This is a genomic window from Luteimonas sp. A277 (genome assembly GCF_054052045.1).
In genome coordinates this window covers 120,065-143,177 of sequence record NZ_JBSVRG010000002.1, presented here as the reverse complement: position 1 = coordinate 143,177, position 23,113 = coordinate 120,065, and the positions used below count along the sequence as shown (strand labels likewise).

Sequence of the window (23,113 nt, the reverse complement as noted above, 5' to 3'; positions counted from 1 at the left end):
GGTTGCGACGCCGGACCTAGGGAACGGGGTGCGGATAGGGAACTGGCGGGCCCGGCTGGAACGATTTGCGCCACGCGTCCAGCACCGGTTCGATCTGCGCACCCACGTGGATCTGCGGCAGCGAGGGTGTGTACTCGCCCTCCACCTCGCGCGCAGCGACCCGTTTGCGCGCGTCCCGGAACGCGGCAATGAAGTCATCGTGCTGGTTGAGCGCATCCACCAGCCAGGCCTGGCCGAAATAGGTCACCTGGGAAGCCGCGCCACAGCCAAAGGAGGTGCGGTCCTTGCGGGCCGCGGTGATGGTGACGCCGGTAGGGCTGCGCAGCGCCGGCAGGAAACCGCCGGAATAGCAGGCCGAAACCACCACCACCCGGTTGCGGATGCCGGAATCGGCCAGGGCGCCGGCCAGCTGCTCAACGGTGATCTCTTCTTCCAGCATCGGCGGCAGGTCCACCACCAGCTCGTGCTCCTCGCTGCCATGGGTGGTGATGAACAGCAGCAGCAGATCCTCGTCCGGGTCCATTGCCGCGCCCACGCCGGCCAGGGTCTGGTGGAGGTTGTCGAGCGTTGCCAGCGGTCGCGGCGCGTCCTCGTCCAGGCTATCGGGATGGTTGACCAGGCCGATGACCCGGCCGTCGGCCTGGAAGCGCGCGCTCATCAGCTGCTCCAGGTACAGCACCTCGTTGCGGAATACGTCTTCGGTGCCGTCGCCGGCGAACCCGACCACGTACAGGTCGGGCTTGCCGGGCTGCTGCGCCGGCATGGCTTCCAGCGCCGTGGCGATCAGGCGCTGATCGCGCTCGGGAAGCGTTTCATCTTCCGGGACCCCGGACAGGACCGGAGCCGCGGCAAACAGCCCTGCCAGGACTAGTGCCAGTGCCATGCGCCGGCCATGCCGGGCTTTACGGAACAATCCCATCGAAGGACTCCACCCGGGCGTGGTTACCGGTGGCGGCGCCGGTGCGCGGCTGCGGGTAGTCCTGGCGGCGGTCGACCAGGGTGGTCGCCATGCCGGCGGCGCGGGCTGCGTCCAGCTCTTCCACCACATCGGACAGGAACAGCACGTCTTCGGCAGGCACGTCCAGGCGCCGGCTGATACGCGCATAGCTTTCGGCCTCGCGCTTGCCGCCGACCTCGGTGTCGAACCAGGCGGAAAACAGCGGGCTCAGGTCGCCGGCGTCAGTGTGGGAGAACAGCAGCACCTGGGCGGGGACGGAACCGGACGAATAGACCGCCAGGGTATGACCTTCGCCGTGCCACTGCCGCAGCCGTTCCACCGCGTCAGGATAGACCGGTGCGGCGAAGTCACCGTTGCGGTAGCCGTCGGCCCACAGCATGCCCTGCAGGGCCTTGAGCGCGGTGTGCTTGAGGTCCTGGTCGATCCAGCCCTGCAGCGTCTCCGCGATCATGCCGTCCTGGCAGACGCCGCCAAGTTCGGTGGCCACTTCGTCCAGCCAGCGCCGGACCTCCGGATCCTGGCCACGCACGCGCACGAAGCGCGGCATTTCCCGGCGTGCATAGGGGAAGAGGACTTCCTTGACGAAAGCGATGCTGCTGGTGGTGCCTTCGATATCGGTCAGGATGATGCGGGACATCGGGTCTCCTTGGTGGACTCAGGCCTCGCCGTAGCGCGGGAAGCGCTGGGCGATGTCGGTACCGGTGAAATATCCGACCCAGCCGTCGGGCTGCTGGAAAAACCGGATGGCCACGAAATTGGGGCGCGGGCCCATGTCGAACCAGTGGGTGGTGCCGTCCGGCACCGCGATCAGGTCATCCTTGACGCACTCGATCTCGTACACCTTGCCGTCCACGTGCAGGGTGAACAGACCGGAACCGGCCACGAAGAAGCGCACTTCGTCCTCGCGGTGGTAGTGCTCGTCCAGGAACTTGCGGCGGATCTCATCGCGCTCCGGATTGTCGGGGGCGATGCTGATCACATCCACACTGGTGAAGCCGCGCTCGGCCACCAGCCGGTCCACGTCCTGGCGATAGGCGGCCAGCACTTCTTCCTGGCTTGCCCCAGGCTCCACCGGGTGCGCGGCCTGCCAGCGCTCGAAGGTCACGCCGATCGCGCCCAGCTCGCTGGCGATCCGGTCGCCATCCTCGGTGACCAGCAGGGGCGTGTCAGGTGAATCGTTGGCGAAGACGCGCAGTCGGCTCATCATTTTCGTGGGGAATCCGCAGGGATCCCCAGAATATCAGCCTGCGGGTGCGTCCGGATGGAACACCGTGGGGCCACCGGTCAGCCTGTACAGCTCCAGCTCGCAGCCGAGCAGGAACTCGAACGCCTCCAGGTGGCGGCGAGCCTCGGCCACATCGCGGCCCCAGGCGTACAGCCCGTGCCCATCGATCAGGTAGCCCCATATCGGCCCCTGGTCCAGCAGCGCTTCAACCTGGGCGGCGAGGGTGGGCATGTTCTGGCTGTTGGGCAGTACCGGCACCGTGATCGCCGTTTCATGGGTGCTGTTGCCGGCGAAGGCCTTCAGCAGCTCATAGCCCGCAAGCCTGACGCCACCTGCAGCGGCAAACAGCCGCGAGGCCACCGTCTGGTTGCGCGAGTGGGTGTGCAGCACGCAGCCCACGTCGGCAAAGCGCCGGTACAGCTGGGTGTGCAGCAGGGTTTCCGCCGAAGGCCGGTGGTCACTGCCAACCGCGCGGCCGTACATATCGACCACCATCAGGTCCGATTCGCCCAGCTTGCCCTTGTCGCGGCCGGAGATGGTGATGGCCGCGTGGCCGCCATCGATCCGGCGGGAGAAGTTGCTGCTGGTGGCCGGGGTCCAGCCGCGGGCCGCCAATTCGCGCACATTGGCTGCGAGCTCAGCGCACGCCTCGTGGAACCGGTGCTGGTCGTAGGGCAGGGTGGTCATGTTGGGGATGGCTGCTGCTGGCTGCGAAATGGCGGGGCACTATACCCGTCAGTCCCTGACCGCGGCCGGGGCTGGTTCGGGGTGCAAGATGGCGTCCCGATTGGCCTCCGGGTCTGTACCCGGCATCTCTTCCGGGGACAGGCGCAGGATCTTGAAGCCGGTGTAAGCCATGACCAGGGCGACCACCGGCCCGACCAGGTTGAAGAACGCGTAGGGCAGGTAGTCCAGCGTCGCCACGCCCAGGGTGGCGGCCATGTAGGCGCCGCAGGTGTTCCAGGGCACCAGTGGCGAGGTGATGGTGGCGCCGTCCTCGAGCGCCCTGGACAGGTTCACGGGGGCCAGGCCACGGCGGCGGAACTCGGGCTGGTACAGACGCCCCGGGAGCACCAGTGCCATGTACTGGTCAGCGGCGACCACGTTGGTGCCGAACGCAGTGGCGATGGTGGCGGCGATCAGCGAGCCGGCCGACTTCACCCGTGCCAGCACGCTGCGGATCATGCGCTCCAGTAGCCCGGTCTTTTCCATCACCGCGCCGAAGCCCAGGGCGCACATGATCAGCCATACCGTATTGAGCATGCTGATCATGCCGCCGCGGCTGAGAAGCTCATCCACGTCTGCATTGCCGGTGTTGGCCTGGTAACCCTCGAACAGGGCCTGCCAGGCGCCCGCCAGCAGGGCCATCGGGCGCGGAATGTCCGAACGGTCTGCGAGGGCCAGCACCAGCTCCGGCTGGAACACCACCGCGAACACGCCGCCGAGGATCGCGCTGAGCAGGATCGCCGGATAGGCCGGGAACCGGAGCACTGCCAGCGCGAACAGCACCACCATCGGGATCAGCAGGTACCAGCCCAGGTTGTAGTGCTCGCCCAGCAGTTCGGGCAAATTGCCAAACTCTGTATTGCCCGACCCGCCGGTCTCGCTCAGGCCCACTATCGTGAACAGCACCAGCGCGATCGCCATGCTGGGGAAGGTGGTCCAGGTCAGGTGACGGATATGGGCGAACAGCTCGGCGCCGGCGGCGGCCGGAGCAATGATGGTGGTGTCCGAGATCGGCGACATCTTGTCACCGAAATAGGCGCCGGAAATGATCGCGCCAGCAGTGATGGGCAGCGACATGTCCATGCCCTGAGCCACGCCGATCAGAGCCACGCCCAAGGTGCCCGCCACCGTCCAGGAGCTGCCGATGGACAGCGCCACGATGGCGCAGACCACGCACGCTGCCGGATAGAAATAAGCCGGGTGCATCAGCTGCATCCCGTAGACAATCAGCATCGGCACGGTGCCGCTGAGGATCCAGGTGCCGATCAGCGCGCCCACCGACAGCAGGATAAAGATCGGCACCACCGCCAGGGCCACGCCGTGGACCAGACTGTCCTGGATCGTGTGCCACGGCAGCCGGTTGCGCAGCCCCACCAGGGCGGCCACGCCGCTGGCCAGCATGAGCCCGACCTGGTTGGCGCCGAACGAGGCGTCATCGGCGTACAGGTACACCGCGCAGATCAGCGTGGCGACCAGGAACAGCAGCGGGGTGAAGGCCTGCAGCAGGCTGGGCTCGCGAGGCTGCTCGCGGGATGGTTCGGGCGTCATTGCTTCACTTCCGTTAGACATCATGACGACGCGCAGGATGACAGCGCAACGGCCGCCGTACCTTGCCAAAGCAGGCCAATGTTCACAAGCGCCGGAAGGCACGGTAGCCGGATGGACCGGCGGATGACCGATAATTGGCGACCCCCGGTTCCTGATTGGCGCAATGCAGCATGACTGACCTGGAAACAGCCCGCGATGACTTTGTCGCGGCGCTCACCGAGTACCGTCGGCAGTGGCCCGAAGAGGCCGCCTGCGTGGACCAGTTCGCCGCGCTGGCCGCCGATCCGGGCGATCCCTACGTGCGTGAGCGGCTGGAAGGACACTTCACCGCGTCGTCGTGGCTGGTCAGCGCCGATGGCGACCGCACCCTGCTCACCCACCACCGCAAGCTGGGGCTGTGGGTGCAACCGGGTGGGCATGCGGATGGCGACCGCAATCTGGCGCGGGTGGCGCTGCGCGAGGCGGAGGAAGAGTCAGGCCTGACCGGCCTCGCGCTCGGAGCGGGGATCTGGTCGGGGATCTTCGACCTGGACCGGCACTGGATCCCGGAGCACAAGGGCGTGCCGGCGCACTGGCACTACGACGTGCGCTACGTGGTGCAGGCCGGTGGAGATGAAAGCTACGTGGTCAGCGAGGAATCGCACGCGCTGGCGTGGCGCGGAATCGAGGCGGTTGCCGCCGACCCCGCCATGGATGTGTCCCTGCGCCGGATGGCGCGCAAGTGGCTTGCACGCCATCCGTCCGGCCTGTCCGGCAACTGACCGGTCAGGTGGTCGCGGTATTGGTCTCGTCGCGCTTTTCGCGCGGCGGCAGGGCGTCGTCACCGTGCACCAGGAACCAGATGTTCTCGGCGATGTTGGTCACGTGGTCGCCGATCCGCTCGATGTTCTTGGCCATGAACAGCAGGTGGGTGCAGGGGGTGATCGAGCGCGCGTCTTCCATCATGTAGGTCAGCAGTTCGCGGAACAGCCCCGTGTACATCTGGTCCAGCTCGGCGTCGTTCTCGCGGATCTGCTGCGCGGCTTCGGCGTCACCCGCCTGGTAGGCCACCAGCACTTCGCGCAGCTGGCGGGCGGCGATCCGCGACAGGCCCTTGAGCCCGCGGGTGATCGGCAGCGCTGGTGACTGGTTCAGGGCCAGCGAGCGCTTGGCCACGTTGGCCGCGTAGTCGCCGATGCGTTCGATGTCGGATGAGACTTTCAGCGCGGCGAGGATCTCGCGCAGGTCGCGGGCCATGGGGCCGCGCAGGGCGAGCTTCATCACGTCTTCGCTGATTTCCTTTTCCAGCGCGTCGATGGCGTCGTCGTTGTCGATCACGCGGCGGGCGGCGGAATCGTCGCGACGCTCCACCACGTCCAGGGCGGCTTCCAACTGGGCTGCCGCCATGTTGCCCATGCGCATGATTTCGCCGGTGAGGCGTTCGCGCTCTTCGTCGTAGCTGTGGACGATGTGTTCGTGCTGTTGGTTGGGCATGTCAGCCGAATCTCCCGGTGATGTAATCCTCGGTCTGCTGCTTCGAGGGGTTGGAGAAAATGGTGTGGGTCTCATCGTGCTCGATCAGGTCGCCCAGGTACATGAAGGCGGTGAAGTCGGACACACGGGCCGCCTGCTGCATGTTGTGGGTCACGATCACGATGGTGTATTCGTGCTTGAGCTCCGCAATGAGCTGCTCGATGCGGCTGGTCGAGATCGGATCCAGGGCCGAGGTGGGCTCGTCCAGCAACAGCACGTCGGGACGCAGGGCCACCGCGCGGGCGATGCACAGCCGCTGCTGCTGGCCGCCGGACAGGCCCAGCGCGCTCTGGCCCAGCTTGTCCTTCACCTCGTCCCACAGCGCCGCCTGGCCCAGGGCGTGCTCCACGCGCTCTTCCATCTTCTTCTTCGAGAGCTTTTCGTGGTGGCGGATGGCGTAGGCGATGTTCTCGTAGATCGTCATCGGGAACGGCACCGGCTTCTGGAACACCATGCCCACCTTGCTGCGCAGGCGGTTGAGCGGGTATTTGGGTCCCAGCACGTTTTCCCCGTCCAGCAGCACTTCGCCGCTGGCCTCCTGCTTGGGGTACAGCGAGTAGATGCGGTTGTAGACGCGCAGCAGGGTGGACTTGCCGCAGCCCGAGGGGCCGATCAGCGCGGTCACCCGCTTCTCCGGGATGTCCAGGTTGATCCCCTTCAGCGCGTGGAAGCGGTCGTAATGAAAATCCAGACCACGGGTGGAGATCTTTACCGGTGCCTGCGGCTGGGCTTCGCGATGGCTGGTGGCCAGCGAAATCCGCTGCGTGGCACCGGTGATCGGGGTATCGGTCATGGCCGGTTCCGTTGCAAGGTCAGTCATGGGAGATCCTCTTGCGCACCAGCAGGGCGCGGGCGCCAATGCTTATCAGCAGCACAAAGGTGGTCAGCACCAGGGCGCCAGCCCAGGCAAGCTGCTGCCAGGATTCATAGGGGCTGCCGGCGTACTGGTACATCACCACCGGCACGCTGGCCATCGGGCGCATGATGTCGGAGTTCCAGTACTGGTTGCCGAACGCGGTGAACAGCAGCGGGGCGGTCTCGCCGGAAATCCTGGCAAGAGCAAGCAGGATGCCGGTGACGATGCCGGCCGAGGCGCTGCGGTAGAGCACCTGCACGATCACTTTCCACTGCGGCACCCCCAGCGAGAGCGCCGCCTCGCGCATCTGCACCGGCACCAGGCGCAGCATTTCATCGGTGGTGCGTATCACCACCGGCAGCACGATGAAGGCCAGGGCGATCGCGCCGGCCAGCGCCGAGAACCGGCCGCCGGTCTGCATCACGATCAGGGTGTAGACGAACAGGCCCAGCACGATCGACGGTGCCGACAGCAGGATGTCGTTGACGAACCGCACCACGGTACCGGTCTTGCGGGCGGCGCCGTACTCCGACAGCCACGTGCCCGCGGCCACGCCCAGCGGGGTGCCGATGGCGATCGCCAGCGCACACATCACCGCGCTGCCGAAGAAGGCGTTGAGCAGGCCACCGCCTTCCTGCATCGGCGGCGGGGTCATCTGGGTGAACAGATCAAGGTTGATGCCACCGGCGGCCTTGCTCACCAGCGTGAACAGGATCCAGCCCAGGAAGAACAGGCCGAACGCGGCCGCCAGGCAGGAGATCACAATTGCAGCGACGTTGCCGACCCGGCGCCTGCGATACAGGCGGTTGGCGACGGCGGCCCCGGCGCCGGCATTGATGACAGTCGGGGTCGACATCAGTTGCCTTCCTTGCGCGACAGGCGCATCAGCATCAGACGGGCGATTGCCAGCACCACGAAGGTCACCAGGAACAGCACGAAGCCGAGCAGCAGCAGTGCCGAGCGGTAGGTTTCAGTGGCCTCGCCGAAGTCATTGGCGATCAGCGCGGCGATGGTGGTGCCCGGCTCGAGCAGGGACGGCGACAGGCGCACGCTGTTGCCGATCACGAACGCGACCGCCATGGTCTCGCCCAGCGCACGGCCAAGACCCAGGAAGATGCCGCCGATCACCGCGGAGCGGGTGTAGGGCAGCACAATGTCCCAGCTCACTTCCCACTTGGTGGAGCCGAGCGCGTAGGCCGATTCCTTGAGCCGGGTAGGGACCGTCAGGAACACCTCGCGCATCACCGAGGTGATGAACGGGATCACCATGATCGCCAGCACGAAGCCCGCGGTGAGCGTGCCGATGCCCAGCGGCGGGCCGCGGAACAGGATGCCGAAGCCGGGAATGGCGCCCAGGTACTGGTTGAGCCAGGGGGTGACGTACTCCGTCATCACCGGTACCAGCACGAACAGGCCCCACATGCCGTAGATGATCGAGGGAATTGCTGCCAGCAGTTCGATGGCGCTGGCGACGGGGCCACGGATCCAGCGCGGCGCCACTTCGGTCAGGAAGAAGGCGATGCCGAAGCTGATCGGCACCGCGATGATCATTGCGATCACCGCGGTGACAATCGTGCCGTAGATCGGCGCCAGGGCGCCGTAGCGGTTTTCAACCGGGTTCCAGTCGGAGGTGAGGAAGAACCTCCAGCCCTGTGACACCAGCGCGTCGCGACCGCCCCACAACATGGACAGGGCGGCTGCCGCCAGGGCCAGCATCACCAGTACCACGGTGCCGCCCAGCACCAGCCGGAACAGCCGGTCGTTGCGGGTGTCGCGCTGGTCGTGGCGGGCCTTGGGGCCCGCTGGAATAACGGTGGTATTCATCCTGGAGCCGACCGGTCCGGTGTCAGTCGGCGCTGAAGCCGAATTCGCTGGCCCAGTAGGCCTCTACCTGGGTCACCAGGTCTGCGGGCAGCGGCACGTAGTGCAGGGCGCTTGCCTGCGAAGTGCCGTCCTTGAGGGCCCAGTTGAAGAACCCGAGGGCGGCCTGCGAGCGTGCAGCATCGGCAGGCTGTTTCGGCATCAGGATGAAGTTGGTGGCAGTGATCGGCCAGGCGTTCTCGCCCGGGGCATTGGTGATCACCAGGTTGAAGTCCGAAGCGCCTGCCCAGTCGGCGGTGGCAGCGGCGGCGGAGAACGTCTCCTCACTCGGTCCGACCCAGTTGCCGGCGGCATTCTGCAATGACGCGTAGGGCATGTCGTTCTGCAGCGCGTAGGCCAGTTCGACGTAGCCGATCGAGCCGCGGATCTGCTTCACGTACGAGGCCACGCCTTCGTTGCCCTTGCCGCCAACGCCGCTCGGCCACTGCAGCTGGGTGCCTTCGCCGATCCGGTCCTTCCAGCTGCTGCTGACCTTGGACAGGTAGTTGCTGAAGTTGAACGTGGTGCCCGATCCATCGGAGCGGTGCACGATGTTGATCTCAACTTCCGGCAGATCAATGTCCGGATTGAGCCCGGCGATGGCCGGATCGTTCCAGTTGCTGACTTCGCCAAGGAAGATATCGGCCAGGATGCCGCCGGTCAGGCGCAGCTCGCCCGGCTCGATGCCTTCCAGGTTGAACACCGGAACCACGCCGCCGATGGTGGAGGGGAACTGGCCCAGCCCCGCTTCAGCCAGTTCTTCACTGGATAGCGGCGCGTCGGACGAACCGAAATCCACGGTGGCGGCCTTGATCTGGGCAATGCCGCCACCCGATCCGATCGATTGGTAATTGACCCGGTGGCCGGTGGCTGCGTTGTAATCGGCCGACCAGCGCGACATCAGCGGATACACGAACGACGCGCCCGCGCCGGAGATTTCGCTGGAGGACGCGGCGCCCGGCTGGCCATCATCGCTCGACGGTTGGCATGCGGACAGTCCGAACACCAGCGGCAGGGACAGGGAGAGAATGGCAAGACGAACCGGCTGCAGTTTCATGCGTGCTCCAGGAGGAGTGCCGGCGTTGCCGGCGGATGACACCATGAAATGATGTTTTTGTTACAGCTTGATGACACCACGACGAAATACTGTCATCGAAGGCGTAGTCGGGCGCTGTTGCGTGCTTGAGCCTGAACGTGACATGGACTCAGCCGATCCACAGGCGCAGGAACCAGGCCACGGTTCCCACCGTTGCCAGCCCAGCGACCCAGAGGGCGAACAGCCAGGCCAGCCGTTTCCACAGGGGGCCGGGACCGGTGGTGCTCAATGGTAACCCTGGTCACGGACCTTGCCGCGGAAGACCCAATAGGACCATCCGGTATAGGTGAGGATGATCGGGATCAACACCACGGCGCCCACCAGCATGAAGACCAGGCTCGAATCCGGTGAGGCCGCGTCATGGATGGTCAACGCCTGAGGCACCACGTACGGGAATACGCTGATGCCCAGGCCCACGAAGGTCAGCGCAAACAGGGCAAGCGTGAGCAGGAACGGCGCCAGTTCGCGGCCCCGGCGCAGCGTGCGCCAGAACGCATAGGCCATCACCACCGTCAGCAGCGGCACCTGCGCGGCCAGGAAGACCGTTGGCGTGGTGGTCCACCGGTGGTGGTAGTCGTAGTCCAGCCCCACGGTTGCCAGGCTCACCAGCGCGATGCCGGCCAGCATGACCACGCCCAGGCGCGAGGCGTAGCGGCGGACTTTCGCCTGCAGCTCGCCCTCGGTCTTGAGCACCAGCCAGGTGGCGCCCAGCAGCGCGTAGCCGGCCACCACGCTGAGCCCGGTGAGCACGGTGAACGGCGTCAGCCAGTCCCACCAGCCCCCACCGTATTCACGCCCGTCGACCTCGATGCCCTGGATCAGGGCGCCGAGGATCATGCCCTGGGCCATTGCCGCCACCGTGGAGCCGCCGTTGAAGGCACCGTCCCACCACGCCCGATGCGCGGGGTCGCGTCCGCGCGCCTCGAACGCCACACCGCGGAACACCAGTGCCAGCACCATCGCTATCACCAGCGGGTAGACCGCGGTCATGATCACCCCGAACGCGAGCGGGAACGCGGCCATCAGGCCGCCCCCGCCGAGCACCAGCCAGGTTTCGTTGCCGTCCCACACCGGCGCGACGGTGTTGATCGCCTGATCACGCTCGCTGCCGATCCCGAGCGCCGGCAGGATGATGCCGATCCCGAGGTCGAAGCCGTCCATCACCACGTAGGCGAACACCGCGAACAGCAGGATCAGGGCCCAGACCAGGGCAAGGTCGAGTTCCATGGCGTCAGTCCTCCCCGGCCATTTTCATCGCCGGTCCCGGGGTGATGCCGGCCGTGCGGATCGTGGCTTCGTCTTCGTCCATCGGCCGCTCGGACGGCTGCACGCCCTTGGCCATCAGACGCAGGATGTACAGCGTGCCCAGGCCGAAGACGATGAAGTAAACGATGATGAAGGCGATCAGCGATGTGCCCACTGCGGAGGCGTCCAGCGCGGAGGCGCTTTCGCGCGTGGTCATGAAGTTGTAGACCGTGTACGGCTGGCGGCCGACCTCGGTGGTGATCCAGCCGGCGATCACCGCCACGAAACCGGTCGGGGCCATCAGGACGGCCGCCCGGTGCAGGGCCGGCCAGTCATACAGCCGTTTTCGCCAGCGCGCGTACAGGCTCCACGCGCCCAGGGCGATCATCAGCATTCCGATGCCGACCATCACCCGGAACGACCAGAACACCGGCCCCACCGGCGGCCGGGATTCCTCGGGGATCGTCTCCAGGCCATCCATCGGCGCGCTGGGGTCGTGCTGGAGGATAAGCGAACCCATCCCGGGAACCTGCAGTGCGTAGCGCACCTCGCCCGCCTCGGTATCGGGGATCCCGAACAGGATCAGGGGCGCGCCGTCCGGATAGCTCTGGTAGTGGCCCTCGATGGCCATGATCTTGGCTGGCTGGTGTTCAAGCGTGTTGAGCCCGTGGAAATCGCCGATCAACAGCTGCATCGGCGCCACGATCGCGGCCATCCACATCGCCATTGAGAACATCGTGCGCGCCCCGGCCAGGGAGCTGGTGGCCGCGGGGTCATCGCCATCCAGGCGCGTCCCGGCCCGACGCTGCTTGAGCAGGTGCCAGGCGCCCACGCCGCCTACCGCGAACGCCGTGGTCAGATAGGCACCGGTCAGGGTATGTGCGAGCCGGTACGGGAAGCTGGGATTGAAGATCACCTCCCACCAGCTGTCCGGGACGAACTGGCCGACATCATTGATGCTGAAACCCGTGGGCGTGTGCATCCAGCTGTTGGCGCTGAGGATCCAGAACGCCGACAGGAACGTGCCGAACGCCACCAGCAGGGTGGCCATGAAGTGCAGGCGCGGGCCGACCCGGTTCATGCCGAACAGCATCACCCCGAGGAACCCGGCTTCGAGGAAGAACGCGGTCATGACCTCGTAGGCCATCAACGGCCCGATGATCGGTCCGGCACGGTCGGAGAACACCGCCCAGTTGGTGCCGAACTGGTAGGTCATCACGATGCCCGAGACCACGCCCATGGCGAAGGCGACCGCGAAGATCTTTACCCAGAAGCGGAACAGGTCCAGATACACCTGTTTCTTCGTACGCAGCCAGCGCCACTCGAGCACGGCGAGGAAACTTGCCAGCCCGATGGTGAAGGCTGGAAAGATGAAGTGGAAGCTGATCGTGAACGCGAACTGGAGTCGCGCCAGGAACACGGCGTCAAAGTTTTCGAACATGGCGAGGCGACGCTAGCACCCTCGATGTCAGCGTGGCGTTCACATCCGGGTCACTTTCCTCGGGGGCGCGGTTAATCCAATTCGTATTGGACGTCGATGATGACGAACGAGACGGTGCCGCCCGGCAGTTCCGCCTGGAACTCATCGTCAAGCCGCTTCTTGAGCATCGCCCGCGCCAACGGGGAATCGATGCTGATCCAGCCCTTGGGCGCGTCGGTCTCATCCGGGCCGACCACGCGGTAGCGAACGGTGTCGCCGCTGTCCTGGTCTTCAAGCTCCACGGTAGCGCCAAAGAACACCGCTTCCGGGTTCGACGGCACGGTGTCGACCACCCGCAGCGTCTGCAGCCGCTTGCTCAGGTAGCGCACCCGGCGGTCGATGCCGCCAAGCTGCTTCTTGCGGTAGGTGTATTCCGCGTTTTCGGACCGGTCGCCCTCGGCGGCGGCCGCGGCCAGGGCGCGCACCACTTCCGGGCGCTGCACGCGCCACAGGTCGTCCAGCTCGGCCTTCAGGCGGGCGTGGCCCTCGGGCGTGATCAGGGCCGTGCTCTTGGGTGGGGGCGGGCGCCAGCGGCTCATGTGGGTTGCCTGCTCACCGGATCCGGATGCTGCCGAGGATATTGCGCACAACGCGGTTGGTGACCGTGCGTGCAGCCTGTTTGCCGGCCGCCTGGACCACGCCCTGTCGGCGGGAGGTGCCGAACAGGAACTCGCTGACCATGCGGCCGATGCCGCCGCCCTCATCAGCGGCCTTGGCTTTGGCCTCAGGCGCGTTGGCCTGTGCAGGCATCTCCGCGGCGCGTTTCGCCAGGATCTCTGCCGCCGACTCCCGGTTGATCGCCGTGTCGTACTTGGCCCCCACCGGGCTGCCGGCGCGGATCCGCGCACGCTCCTCGCCGGTGATGGCGCCCATGCGGCAGCGCGGGGGCGCAATCACCGTGTGCTCAACTGGCATGGGGATGCCCCGGCCTCTATCAGATACGTCCTGCAACGTGGACACCAGGGCTTCGCCGGTGCCCAGTCGGGAAATCGTGTCCACCACGTCAAGGTCGGGATTGCCCACGAAGGTCTGGGCGGCAGTGCGCACCGCCTTCTGGTCGCGCGGTGTGAAGGCACGCAGGGCGTGCTGCACCCGGTTGCCAAGCTGGCCGAGGATTTCATCGGGCACGTCATCGGGGAACTGCGAGCAGAAGTACACGCCCACGCCCTTGGAGCGGATCAGGCGCACCACCTGCTCGATCCGCTGGCGCAGCGCCGTCGGCGCATCCTTGAACAGCAGGTGGGCCTCGTCGAACACGAACACCAGCTTCGGCTTGTCCAGGTCGCCCACCTCGGGCAGGGTTTCGAACAGTTCCGACAGCAGCCACAGCAGGAAACTGGAATACAGCCGGGGACGCAGCAGCAGCTGGTCGGCGGCAAGGATGCCGATCACGCCGCGGCCGCTGGTGGTCGTGCGCATCAGGTCGGAGAGTTCCAGCGCGGGCTCGCCGAAAAACTGCCCGCCGCCGTCCTGTTCCAGCCGCAGCAGCGCCCGCTGGATCGCGCCCACAGACTGGGAGTTCACCAGGCCGTACTCGGCCGAGACCGCCTTGCGTTCTTCGATGACCAGCGCCAGCAGGGCGCGCAGGTCGGCCAGGTCCAGCAGCAGCAGGCCGCGGTCATCGGCCAGCTTGAACACGATGTCGAGCACGCCGGACTGGGTGTCGTTGAGCTCCAGGATCCGGCCCAGCAGGGTCGGACCCATCTCGGTCACCGTGGTCCGCACCGGGTGGCCGAGCTTGCCGTACAGGTCCCAAAGGATGGTGGGACTGCCTTCCACGGTGAAGCCGTCGATGCCCATCAGGTCGGCGCGCTTCTGCAGGCCCTCGTTCATCGTGCCGGGGACCGCCAGGCCGGCCACGTCGCCCTTCATGTCGGCCATGAACACCGGTACGCCGGCGCGAGAGAAGGACTCGGCCAGCATCATCAGGGTGACTGTCTTGCCGGTGCCGGTGGCGCCGGCCACCAGGCCGTGGCGATTGCCGTAGCGGGGCAACAGGTGCACGTTGCCGCTCTGCGGCGTGGTGACGGAACGGCCGACGAGGATGGGATCCGGCTGCATGGTCTGTCCTGACGATTGAATGCACAGGATTCTAGGCCATGCCGAGCCGGTCGGACCTCGGGCGCAGGTGGGGGGCAATGCCGGAACCGGCTGGCCGGACGAAAGGGGTTTGCCCACGCGTGGTGGGGGCGGCTAACCTGCGCGTCCGCCCCGAACCGTCCCTGCCATGACCCTGCCTGCCGTGTCCGCTGTCCGCCTGTCCGCCATTGCTGTCCTGGGGCTGGCCCTGCTGTTTCCCCAAGCGGCCGATGCGCAGTCGCGCCGAGACCGGGAGGCCGCCGAGGCGTTGCAGCAGCGCATGGAGCAGGCCGAGGTCCGCTATCGCGAGGCCCTGGTGCGCGCGCGCAACCACGAACCGGATGCGGTGGCGGCAAGCGATGCCGCGCTGGAAGATATGGAAGACGTGATGGTGGAATGCGGAAAGCTGCGCGGCTGCGAGCCCGCCGGGTTCGTCACTACCTTTAAGCGCCTGCTCAAGGCCGAGGCCGACGAAGCCTCGGCCGACCCGGGCGACGACGTGGATCCGTTCGACCCGGATCCGGACGGCATGTTGGCCGAAGGCGTGGCCGCGGATGTGCCAGAGGCCGCCCGTGCCGCGGCCCTGCTCAGCGATGGGCGCCGGTTCGTGGAGATGGTGCAGTTCAACCCGGCGGTGCAGGAGGGCATCCGCCGCTGGCTCACCGACATGCGCCACTCGCTGATCGTCAGCCACGAGAACTACCAGTACATGCGTCACGTGATGTGGCCGAACTTCGAGCGCGCCGGCCTGCCCGAAGCGCTGCTGTTCGGCATCCTGGCCAAGGAATCCACCGGCCGAGTGCATTCAACCTCGCGCGCCGGTGCCGCCGGGCCGCTGCAGTTCATGCCCGCCACCGGCCGGCGCTTTGGCCTCGGCCAGGACAGCACCGGCTTCGACACCCGCTACGACCCCTATGCCTCGGCTGAAGCCAGTGCGGCCTACCTCAATGAGCGCCTGGCCGAACTCAACAACGACATCGAGCTGGCCCTGGCCGGCTACAACGGCGGGGAAGGGCGCGCGCGCCGGATCCACCGCGAGAATGGCGGGCGCAGCTTCTGGGACGAGTCGGTCTACAGCCAGTTCCCGCCGGAAACCCGTGACTACGTGCCGATGGTGATCGCCGCGGCCTGGCTCTACCTGCATCCGCGCCGCTACGGCCTGGAGTTCCCGAAGATCAACGCGCGTCCCGAGCTGCTTCAGTTGGAGCGGGATACCTCGATCTACGAACTGACCATTTGTCTGGGCAACGGCGGTACGCGCTATGGCTTCATGCGCATGCTGCGCAATCTCAACCCCCGTTACCGTGCCGATGACGTGATCCCGGCTGGCACCACCCTCAACGCCACCGCCGACGTGGCGCGTCTGTACGGCCGCTGGTGCACCCGCAGTGCGAGGGCCGACATCGCGCGCGAGCTGGTCAGCAGTGATCCGGGCAGCGCCGTGGTGCGTTCGGGCCCGCCGCCGCAGGCGCCCCGTGCGGCAGCGGCCGCGGTGCCTCGTGAGCATCGGGTGGGTAGGGGCGAAAACCTGGGGCGCATCGCCGATCAATACGGCTGCGATTTGCGGGCGCTGGCGCGCAGCAACAACCTGCGTGCCCCTGCGTATGCGTTGAGGGCAGGTCAGCGGCTCTCGCTGGAATCCTGCAGATAGCTCATCCGGTCCGCCGCCCGAATCATCAGGCCGGCGGGTGAGCACACGGGCAGGGCGTGTCCGGGACGTGGGTGAAATAACCTGCCGGCCCATCAGGCAAGCAGACGATGCCTACGCGGCTCAGCCGCGCCTGGTGGCCAGGCGCTGACCCAGGCGGACCGGGGTTTCCGGGCCCAGTTCCTCAGACAGTTCCGCAACGCCCGGCGGCAGCAGCACGACTACGGTGGAGCCGTAGTTGAAGCGGGCCATTTCCGCGAAGCGCTCGAGCGCGATGCCCTTGCCACGATAGTCCTTGCGGGTGATCCGCTTGCCGTAGGCGGGGATCTCCTCGCCGGCCCACACGGTTTCTACGCCCGACACCAGCAGCGCGCCCACCATCACCACCGCCATCGGCCCAAAGTCCGTGTCGAAGTGGCAGACCAGGCGCTCGTTGCGGGCAAACAGGCGCGGAACATGGCGCACGGCGGCGGGGCCGACGCTGAACAGCCGGCCGGGTACGTGCACGGTTTCGCGCAGGGTGCCGGTCCACGGCATGTGCACGCGATGGTAGTCGCGTGGCGACAGGTACACGGTGGCGAACGATCCGCCGTCGAAAATCTCCGCGGCTGCGGCATCACCCAGCAGTTCCGCGGCGGTGAACGACTGGCCCTTGGCCTGGAAGATCCGTCCCGCTTCATCCACATGGCCGATCGGTCCGCACTGGCTGATGCGCCCGTCGGCCGGCATCAGCAGGGCGGAAGGGTCCGGATCCGGGGTGCGCGCGTCGGGGCGCAGTGCACGGGTGAAGAAGGCATTGAAACTGGGATAAGCGCGCGGATCGGAGTCGGCGGCTTCGGACAGATCCACGTCGAAGCGCCGCACCACGGTATCGATCAGCCAGCGGCTGGTGCGCGGGCTCTGCGAATAGGCCATGCGCCGGGCAAGCGAGGACAGCAACCGGTGCGGCAGCACCCAGGTGAGCGCGGTAATCGGATCCATCAAAAGGCCTGGTGTCAGTTGCGCGAGGCTTCGGTGAGCATGCGCAGATCGGCGGCAATCGCCTCGGGGTCCAGCGGGCCCTGCAGCACGCCGGCCATGCGGGCCTGCGGGTCGAGGATGGCCATCGCCGACGAGTGGTCAATGCTGTACTGGTCTTCCGGCACGCCGTCCGGCGCCGGCACCTTCATGAACACCAGCGACAGCGAACGGGTGAATTCTTCCAGCGCTGGAATATCGGCCGTTGCGCCCAAGGTGTCGCGGTGGAAGGCCGAAATGTAGTCGCCGATCCGATCCGGGGTGTCGCGCTCGGGGTCGACCGAAACAAACAGCACGCGTGGGCGCACGCCGTCGGGGATGTCTTCCCACTGGCGCTGGGCCTGGCCCAGCTGGGTCAGGGTCATCGGGCACACGTCGGGGCAGAAGGTGAAGCCGATGAACACGATGGTCCAGTGCCCGTGCAGCTCGCCCGGCAGCAGCTGGGTGCCATCCGACTGTTGCATGGCGAAATCGGGCAGTTCGCGCGGCTGCGGAAACAGGCTGATTGCCCGGGTTTCAGGCTGGGCGCCCGTGCTCCCGGGGCCGGAGAGGATCTTCTGTGCTGCGAGCAGGCCCAGGCCAGCGGCGAGGGCAACAACGAGGATGATGAGCGTGGTGCGATTGAACATTGTTCATTCCACTTGGGCCGCGTCCATCATACCCGCGTGGCCGATATACTTCCCTGTTCCATTGCCGCCGCGGACCACGCTGCCATGACCGATGAACTCCGTACCATCATCGACCTGATCCGCTACGGCGCCAGCCGCTTCAACGCGGCCGGGCTGACGTTCGGACACAGTTACGACAACGCCCTGGACGAAGCCACCCAGCTCACCCTGCACGCCCTGCATCTGCCGCACGACCTGTCGCCGGTGTACGGCCAGTCGCGGGTGACCCTGGCCGAGAAGGAAGATGTGCTGGCGCTGTTCCTGCGCCGGATCGAAGAGCGCGTGCCCGCCGCCTACCTGACCGGCGAAGCCTGGTTTGCCGGCCTGTCGTTCAAGTCCGACGAGCGGGCCCTGGTGCCGCGCTCGCCGATCGCCGAACTGATCCTTGAGGGGTTCGAGCCGTGGCTGGGCGGGCGCGACGTGCGCCGGGCGCTGGACCTGTGCACCGGTTCGGGCTGCATCGCCATCGCCATGGCCCATTACAACCCGGACTGGCACGTGGACGGGGCGGACCTGAGCCCGGAGGCGCTGTCGCTGGCGCATGAGAACGTGGCCGCCCAGAACGTGGACAACATCCGCCTGCTGCAATCGGACCTGTTCGAAGGGCTGCACGGCGAGCGCTATGACCTGATCGTCACCAACCCGCCCTACGTCACCAACGATGAAGCCGACGCGCTGCCGCCGGAGTACGTGCACGAACCCGAACTCGGCCTGCGCGCCGGTGACGATGGCCTTGACCTGGTGCTGAAGATCCTGCGTGACGCCCCGCTGCACCTGAGCGAGGACGGCATGCTGGTATGCGAGGTGGGCGATTCCGAGCGCGCCCTGGCGGCGCTGCTGCCGGAACTGCCGTTGGCCTGGGTCGATTTCAAGGTCGGACAGATGGGCGTGTTTGTTGCCGAACGGCGTGACCTGGTGCATCACAATGCGCGGATCAGCGAGCTGGCCGCTGCGCGTGAGCCGGGCGCGGTCCGCGCCTCGACGAACGCCGGCTCCGACTTGTTCTGAGCCGGTGTCCAATACCTTCGGCCAACTGCTACGGGTCACCACCTTCGGTGAATCACACGGGCCGGCGATCGGCTGCGTGATCGATGGCTGCCCGCCGGGCATCGCAATCGCGTCGGAGGATTTCACGGCCGATCTGGCGCGTCGCGCCACCGGGCGCAGCCGCCACACCTCGGCGCGCCGCGAGGACGATGCGGTGGAAATCCTGTCAGGCGTGCATGAAGGCCGGACCACGGGGACGCCGCTGGCGCTGCTGATCCGCAACACGGACGCGCGCAGCAAGGATTACGACCGCATCACCGGGCAGTTCCGGCCCGGGCATGCGGACTATGTCTACTGGCATAAATACGGCATCCGCGATCCGCGCGGCGGCGGACGCGCCTCGGCGCGCGAGACCACCATGCGTGTGGCCGCCGCGGTGATCGCGAAGAAGTGGCTGGCCGAGCGCCATGGCGTGCGCGTGCGCGGCCACCTGGCGCAGATCGGCGAAGTTGTTCCGCACAGCCACGACTGGGCAGCCGTCGAGACCAATCCATTCTTCTGGCCGGATGCCTCGCAGGTACCGGAGCTGGAAGCCTTCATGGACGCGCTGCGCAAGTCCGGCGACTCGGTGGGTGGCAAGGTCCGGGTCGTGGCCGACGGCGTGCCGCCCGGCTGGGGCGCACCGGTCTACGGCAAGCTCGATGCCGGCCTGGCCGCAGCGATGATGTCGATCAACGCGGTCAAGGGCGTGGAGATCGGCGCCGGTTTCGACTCGGTGACCCAGAAGGGCAGCGAGCACCGCGATGTGATGACGCCCGAAGGCTTCCGCTCCAACCACGCCGGCGGCGTGCTGGGCGGCATCAGCAGCGGCCAGCAGGTGGAGTGCAGCGTGGCGTTCAAGCCCACCTCCAGCCTGCGTCTGCCGGTGGAAGGTCTGGATGAAGCGGGCGAGGTGGTGGATATCGTCACCACGGGCCGTCATGACCCTTGCGTCGGTATCCGCGCCACGCCTATCTGCGAAGCGATGATGGCGCTGGAATTGATGGACCAGGCGCTGCGCCACCGGGCGCAGTGCGGTGATGTGGACGGGATGGCGCCGCGGATCGCGGCTTCGGTCCCGGAGGTTGATGGAAATGAGTGAGCAGACCGGCAATCAGCAAACGGCAAGGCCGCTGAAGGTGGCGGTGGTTGGCGCAACCGGCGCCGTGGGTGAAACGATCCTCTCGATCCTGGCCGAGCGGAGGTTCCCGCTCGCAGGGCTGGTGGCCCTGGCCAGCGAGCGCTCTGCGGGCGGAACGGTCGATTTCGGCTTTGACGATGAGGTCGTTCTGCAGGACCTCGCGACATTTGATCCGGCAGGCATCGATATCGCTTTTTTTGCGGCCGGCGGGACGGTGTCGCAGGAGCACGCGCCGCGGTTCGCGGCCGCTGGTGCAGTGGTGATCGACAACTCCTCCGCCTTCCGCCAGCACCCGGACGTGCCCCTGGTGGTGGCCGAGGTCAATCCCGGAGATTTGGCCCATCGGCCGCGCGGGATCATCGCCAACCCCAACTGCTCTACCATGCAGATGATGGTGGCCCTGGCGCCGATCCACCGCGCGGTGGGCATCAAGCGCATCAACGTGGCGACCTACCAGTCCGTGTCCGGAGCCGGGCGTGCGGCCATGGAGGAGCTGGGACGGCAGACGAGCGCCCTGCTGAACTTCCAGGGCGCGGTGCCGGAGCGGTTCCCGGTGCAGATCGCGTTCAACCTGATCCCGCACATCGATGAGTTCCTGGACAACGGCTACACCCGCGAGGAGATGAAGCTGGTGTGGGAAACCCGCAGGATCCTCGGCGACGACTCCATCCAGGTGAACGCCACCGCGGTGCGTGTGCCGGTGTTCTATGGGCACTCGGAGGCGGTACACATCGAGACCCGCGACAAAATCGATGCTGCAAGGGCCCGCGAACTGCTGGAGGCCGCGCCCGGGGTCACCGTCGTGGACGAACGTGCGCCGGGTGGCTACCCCACGCCGGTCAGCCACGCATCCGGAGACGATCAGGTCTACGTCGGGCGGATCCGCGAGGACCTGTCGCATCCGCGCGGGCTCAATCTGTGGATCGTGTCCGACAACATCCGCAAGGGCGCCGCCCTGAATGCGGTGCAGATTGCCGAACTGGTTGCCGCGCGGCTGTGAAACATTGCGGACCGGCGCTGCAGGCGGCTAGAGTCGGAACGCGCAAAAGGGGGACAGGCATGCTGATGAGATGGAGATTCGCGTGGACGCTGGTGCTGGTGCTTATGGCCAGCCCCGCGTTCGCACTTGGGCTGGGTCAGATCCAGGTGCGCTCCCAGCACGGGGAGCCGCTGCTCGCGGAAATCCCGATCGTTTCCAGCGATCCCAATGAGCTGCGCCAGCTGCGTGTGGGTTTGGCTTCGCCCGAAACGTTCGCCCGCATCGGATTGCAGCCGCCGCAGGGAGTGGTGCGCAACCTGCAGTTCAACGTGGCCCTGGACGCTTCCGGCCGGCCCGTGGTGCGGGTCACCAGCAGCGCGCCGGTTGACCAGTCGCTGCTGACTTTCCTGATCGAGGCCGACTGGGGGCAGGGACGCCTGGTGCGTGAGTACTCGGCGCTGCTGGACGCCCCGGACGCCATCGCCGCGCCCGCGCAGCCATCCATCCAGGCGCCCGTGGTCGAGTCCGGTGACAGGATCATCCGGCCTGCGCAGCCAGCGGCTGAGTCGGCAGCTGCGGACGGACAGAAAGCGGCGGAACCCCAGGCCGCACCGGCGCCTGAAACCGTGGTCGGGGCGGACGATGCCGCGCCCGTGCAACCGGATCCGGCTCCCGCGCCGGCTCCTGCTCCGATTGCTGCGACCCCGCCGCCGGCTGCTGCAGCCGTAGGCGGCGAGCTTGCCCCGGTCCAGGCCGGTGACACCCTCAGCACCATCGCCCAGCGCCTTGCCAGCGAGGAGGGCGTGACCACCAACCAGATGATGCTTGCGCTGCTGCGCACCAATCCGGGCGCTTTCATCGGCGGCAATATCAACCTGCTGCGCGAGGGTGCGGTGCTGCGCGTTCCCGACCGTGACGATGTGTTGCAGCAGTCGACGGCCCAGGCAACCGCCGAAGTGCGGAGCCACGTGGCCCGCTGGCGTGAAATGTCCGCCCCCCAGCCCCAGCCGATGGATCCGGCGACTGCTCCAGGCACGGCGACGGACCAGGCTGCGGACGAAATCGCCGAAGCTGCGCAGGCGCAGCGCGGCACCCAGACAGCCGATGCGCGGCTTGAAATCGCACCGTCGTCCTCAGCGGATGGCGGTCAGGCGGGAACACGATCCGGCATTGCCGCCGGTGGCGAGGGTGAGATGTTGCGACAGGAACTGCAGGAAACCCGGGAAACGCTGGCCGCGCGCGATGCGGAGGTCGACGAGCTCAAGATGCGGCTGGCCGATCTGGAGCAGCTGCAGGGCAAGCAGCAGCAGCTGATCGAACTCAAGGACAGCGAGCTGGCCGCGGTGCAGCAGCGCCTGGCCGAGTCCAATCAGCAGTTCTCGCCCAGCCTGGCCCAGGCCAACGAATCTGGCGCCGGTGCGCCGGAGACGGCCCAGGGCGGCAGCGGCGCCTGGCTGTGGATCGGGTTGGGCGTGGTGCTGATCCTCGCCGCCGCCGTGGTCTGGCTCAGGAGCCGGCGCGACGGTGAATCATCCAGCGGGCCGACCGGGGCGGGTGGCCGCCGCCGAGCCACCGCCACGCCTGCCTGGCACGCGGGCAGCGCCGGCGTGGCCGCAGGCGTCACGGCAGGGGGCGCTTTGTCCACTGAGGATGGCGCGCCTGCAGCCATGGATGCAGGCCATGAACCCGACGGGCCCGTCGTCGCGGTCGAAACAGACGACGGGCCTGGCGAGCCTGTCCCGGCAGCTGGGTCGTGGCAGGCCGAGGTCCCCGGGTCAATCGTGGAAGACCCGCTTCCCCCAGCCGCGCCCGTGCCCGTACCGGAGCCCGAACCTGTCCCGGCCCAGACTCCGTCGCTGGCCGCAGACCTGGACGAGCCCTCTGCCCACGACCTGCTTGCCGGCGCCGGGGAGCGGCTGGAGCTGGCCAAGGCATACGTGGAACTGGGTGATATCGACACCGCCCGCGACCTGTTGGGGGAGGTGGTCGGATCCGGCAACCCGATTGAAGCTGCCGAAGCCGAGCGCCTGCTGGTCGAGCTGGCCTGAC

At 67.1% G+C, this 23,113-nt stretch carries 23 protein-coding genes; 6 read left to right on the top strand and 17 right to left on the bottom strand.

Annotated elements, in window-relative coordinates:
* Positions 1–16: 16 nt before the first annotated feature.
* The 5 genes from ACW7G2_RS02740 to nhaC are packed head-to-tail and all read right to left on the bottom strand — an operon-like array spanning position 17 to position 4,457.
* On the bottom strand, positions 17–883 hold the full coding sequence (locus tag ACW7G2_RS02740) for a C13 family peptidase (RefSeq protein WP_456972479.1): 867 nt from the start codon (positions 881–883) through the stop codon (positions 17–19).
* A gap of 19 nt (positions 884–902) precedes the next feature.
* The gene (mtnC, locus tag ACW7G2_RS02735) at positions 903–1,595 is read right to left on the bottom strand and encodes an acireductone synthase (protein ID WP_456972477.1); all 693 of its coding nucleotides are present in this window, start codon (positions 1,593–1,595) and stop codon (positions 903–905) included.
* 18 nt (positions 1,596–1,613) lie between these two features.
* Complete coding sequence (locus tag ACW7G2_RS02730) at positions 1,614–2,162, bottom strand: 1,2-dihydroxy-3-keto-5-methylthiopentene dioxygenase (RefSeq protein ID WP_456972475.1); 549 nt, start codon at positions 2,160–2,162, stop codon at positions 1,614–1,616.
* 36 nt (positions 2,163–2,198) lie between these two features.
* The gene (locus tag ACW7G2_RS02725; protein ID WP_456972472.1) at positions 2,199–2,870 is read right to left on the bottom strand and encodes a methylthioribulose 1-phosphate dehydratase; all 672 of its coding nucleotides are present in this window, start codon (positions 2,868–2,870) and stop codon (positions 2,199–2,201) included.
* A gap of 48 nt (positions 2,871–2,918) precedes the next feature.
* On the bottom strand, positions 2,919–4,457 hold the full coding sequence (nhaC, locus tag ACW7G2_RS02720; RefSeq protein WP_456972470.1) for a Na+/H+ antiporter NhaC: 1,539 nt from the start codon (positions 4,455–4,457) through the stop codon (positions 2,919–2,921).
* Between the two features lie 170 nt (positions 4,458–4,627).
* Here nhaC and ACW7G2_RS02715 point away from each other — a divergent pair, with 170 nt between their 5' ends.
* Positions 4,628–5,218, top strand: coding sequence for an NUDIX hydrolase (locus ACW7G2_RS02715; RefSeq protein WP_456972468.1), 591 nt, complete (start codon positions 4,628–4,630; stop codon positions 5,216–5,218).
* Between the two features lie 4 nt (positions 5,219–5,222).
* On the opposite strand, the gene phoU is transcribed toward ACW7G2_RS02715, so the two are convergent.
* From phoU to ACW7G2_RS02665, 10 genes are all read right to left on the bottom strand, one after another.
* The gene (gene phoU, locus ACW7G2_RS02710; RefSeq protein ID WP_456972466.1) at positions 5,223–5,930 is read right to left on the bottom strand and encodes a phosphate signaling complex protein PhoU; all 708 of its coding nucleotides are present in this window, start codon (positions 5,928–5,930) and stop codon (positions 5,223–5,225) included.
* Position 5,931: 1 nt separating this feature from the next.
* Positions 5,932–6,789, bottom strand: a complete 858-nt coding sequence (gene pstB / locus ACW7G2_RS02705; RefSeq protein ID WP_456972464.1) for a phosphate ABC transporter ATP-binding protein PstB — start codon at positions 6,787–6,789, stop codon at positions 5,932–5,934.
* Complete coding sequence (pstA, locus tag ACW7G2_RS02700; RefSeq protein WP_456972462.1) at positions 6,782–7,681, bottom strand: phosphate ABC transporter permease PstA; 900 nt, start codon at positions 7,679–7,681, stop codon at positions 6,782–6,784. The genes pstB and pstA overlap by 8 nt, the downstream gene beginning before the upstream one ends.
* Positions 7,681–8,649: a phosphate ABC transporter permease subunit PstC gene (pstC, locus tag ACW7G2_RS02695; protein WP_456972460.1), complete on the bottom strand. Its 969-nt coding sequence runs from the start codon at positions 8,647–8,649 to the stop codon at positions 7,681–7,683. The genes pstA and pstC overlap by 1 nt, the downstream gene beginning before the upstream one ends.
* Positions 8,650–8,671: 22 nt before the next feature.
* Entirely contained in the window at positions 8,672–9,742 is a 1,071-nt protein-coding gene (gene pstS / locus ACW7G2_RS02690; protein ID WP_456972458.1) for a phosphate ABC transporter substrate-binding protein PstS, read from the bottom strand.
* 148 nt (positions 9,743–9,890) lie between these two features.
* Complete coding sequence (locus tag ACW7G2_RS02685; protein WP_456972456.1) at positions 9,891–10,010, bottom strand: DUF2474 family protein; 120 nt, start codon at positions 10,008–10,010, stop codon at positions 9,891–9,893.
* Positions 10,007–11,008 (bottom strand): cytochrome d ubiquinol oxidase subunit II, encoded by a 1,002-nt coding sequence (gene cydB / locus ACW7G2_RS02680; RefSeq protein ID WP_456972454.1) that lies wholly within the window; start codon positions 11,006–11,008, stop codon positions 10,007–10,009. Before cydB ends, ACW7G2_RS02685 begins: the two co-directional genes overlap by 4 nt.
* A 4-nt stretch (positions 11,009–11,012) precedes the next feature.
* The gene (locus ACW7G2_RS02675) at positions 11,013–12,467 is read right to left on the bottom strand and encodes a cytochrome ubiquinol oxidase subunit I (RefSeq protein WP_456972452.1); all 1,455 of its coding nucleotides are present in this window, start codon (positions 12,465–12,467) and stop codon (positions 11,013–11,015) included.
* A 71-nt stretch (positions 12,468–12,538) separates the two neighbouring features.
* Positions 12,539–13,045, bottom strand: a complete 507-nt coding sequence (gene greB / locus ACW7G2_RS02670; protein WP_456972450.1) for a transcription elongation factor GreB — start codon at positions 13,043–13,045, stop codon at positions 12,539–12,541.
* A gap of 13 nt (positions 13,046–13,058) precedes the next feature.
* Positions 13,059–14,567, bottom strand: a complete 1,509-nt coding sequence (locus ACW7G2_RS02665) for a helicase HerA-like domain-containing protein (protein ID WP_456972448.1) — start codon at positions 14,565–14,567, stop codon at positions 13,059–13,061.
* A 166-nt stretch (positions 14,568–14,733) separates the two neighbouring features.
* Here ACW7G2_RS02665 and ACW7G2_RS02660 point away from each other — a divergent pair, with 166 nt between their 5' ends.
* Positions 14,734–16,236: a transglycosylase SLT domain-containing protein gene (locus ACW7G2_RS02660; protein ID WP_456972446.1), complete on the top strand. Its 1,503-nt coding sequence runs from the start codon at positions 14,734–14,736 to the stop codon at positions 16,234–16,236.
* Between the two features lie 120 nt (positions 16,237–16,356).
* Here the strand turns inward: ACW7G2_RS02660 and asd are convergent, their stop codons facing one another.
* Together asd and ACW7G2_RS02650 are read right to left on the bottom strand one after the other, a co-directional pair.
* A complete protein-coding gene (gene asd / locus ACW7G2_RS02655; RefSeq protein WP_456972444.1) occupies positions 16,357–17,214 on the bottom strand; it encodes an archaetidylserine decarboxylase in 858 nt (285 codons plus the stop codon).
* 14 nt (positions 17,215–17,228) lie between these two features.
* The gene (locus ACW7G2_RS02650) at positions 17,229–17,879 is read right to left on the bottom strand and encodes an SCO family protein (RefSeq protein WP_456972442.1); all 651 of its coding nucleotides are present in this window, start codon (positions 17,877–17,879) and stop codon (positions 17,229–17,231) included.
* Positions 17,880–17,963: 84 nt separating this feature from the next.
* Here ACW7G2_RS02650 and prmB point away from each other — a divergent pair, with 84 nt between their 5' ends.
* From prmB to ACW7G2_RS02630, 4 genes are all read left to right on the top strand, one after another.
* Positions 17,964–18,926, top strand: a complete 963-nt coding sequence (gene prmB, locus ACW7G2_RS02645) for a 50S ribosomal protein L3 N(5)-glutamine methyltransferase (RefSeq protein ID WP_456972439.1) — start codon at positions 17,964–17,966, stop codon at positions 18,924–18,926.
* 4 nt (positions 18,927–18,930) lie between these two features.
* On the top strand, positions 18,931–20,046 hold the full coding sequence (gene aroC / locus ACW7G2_RS02640; RefSeq protein WP_456972437.1) for a chorismate synthase: 1,116 nt from the start codon (positions 18,931–18,933) through the stop codon (positions 20,044–20,046).
* A complete protein-coding gene (locus ACW7G2_RS02635) occupies positions 20,039–21,085 on the top strand; it encodes an aspartate-semialdehyde dehydrogenase (RefSeq protein ID WP_456972435.1) in 1,047 nt (348 codons plus the stop codon). Before aroC ends, ACW7G2_RS02635 begins: the two co-directional genes overlap by 8 nt.
* A gap of 65 nt (positions 21,086–21,150) precedes the next feature.
* Complete coding sequence (locus ACW7G2_RS02630; protein WP_456972433.1) at positions 21,151–23,112, top strand: FimV/HubP family polar landmark protein; 1,962 nt, start codon at positions 21,151–21,153, stop codon at positions 23,110–23,112.
* Position 23,113: the final 1 nt, after the last annotated feature.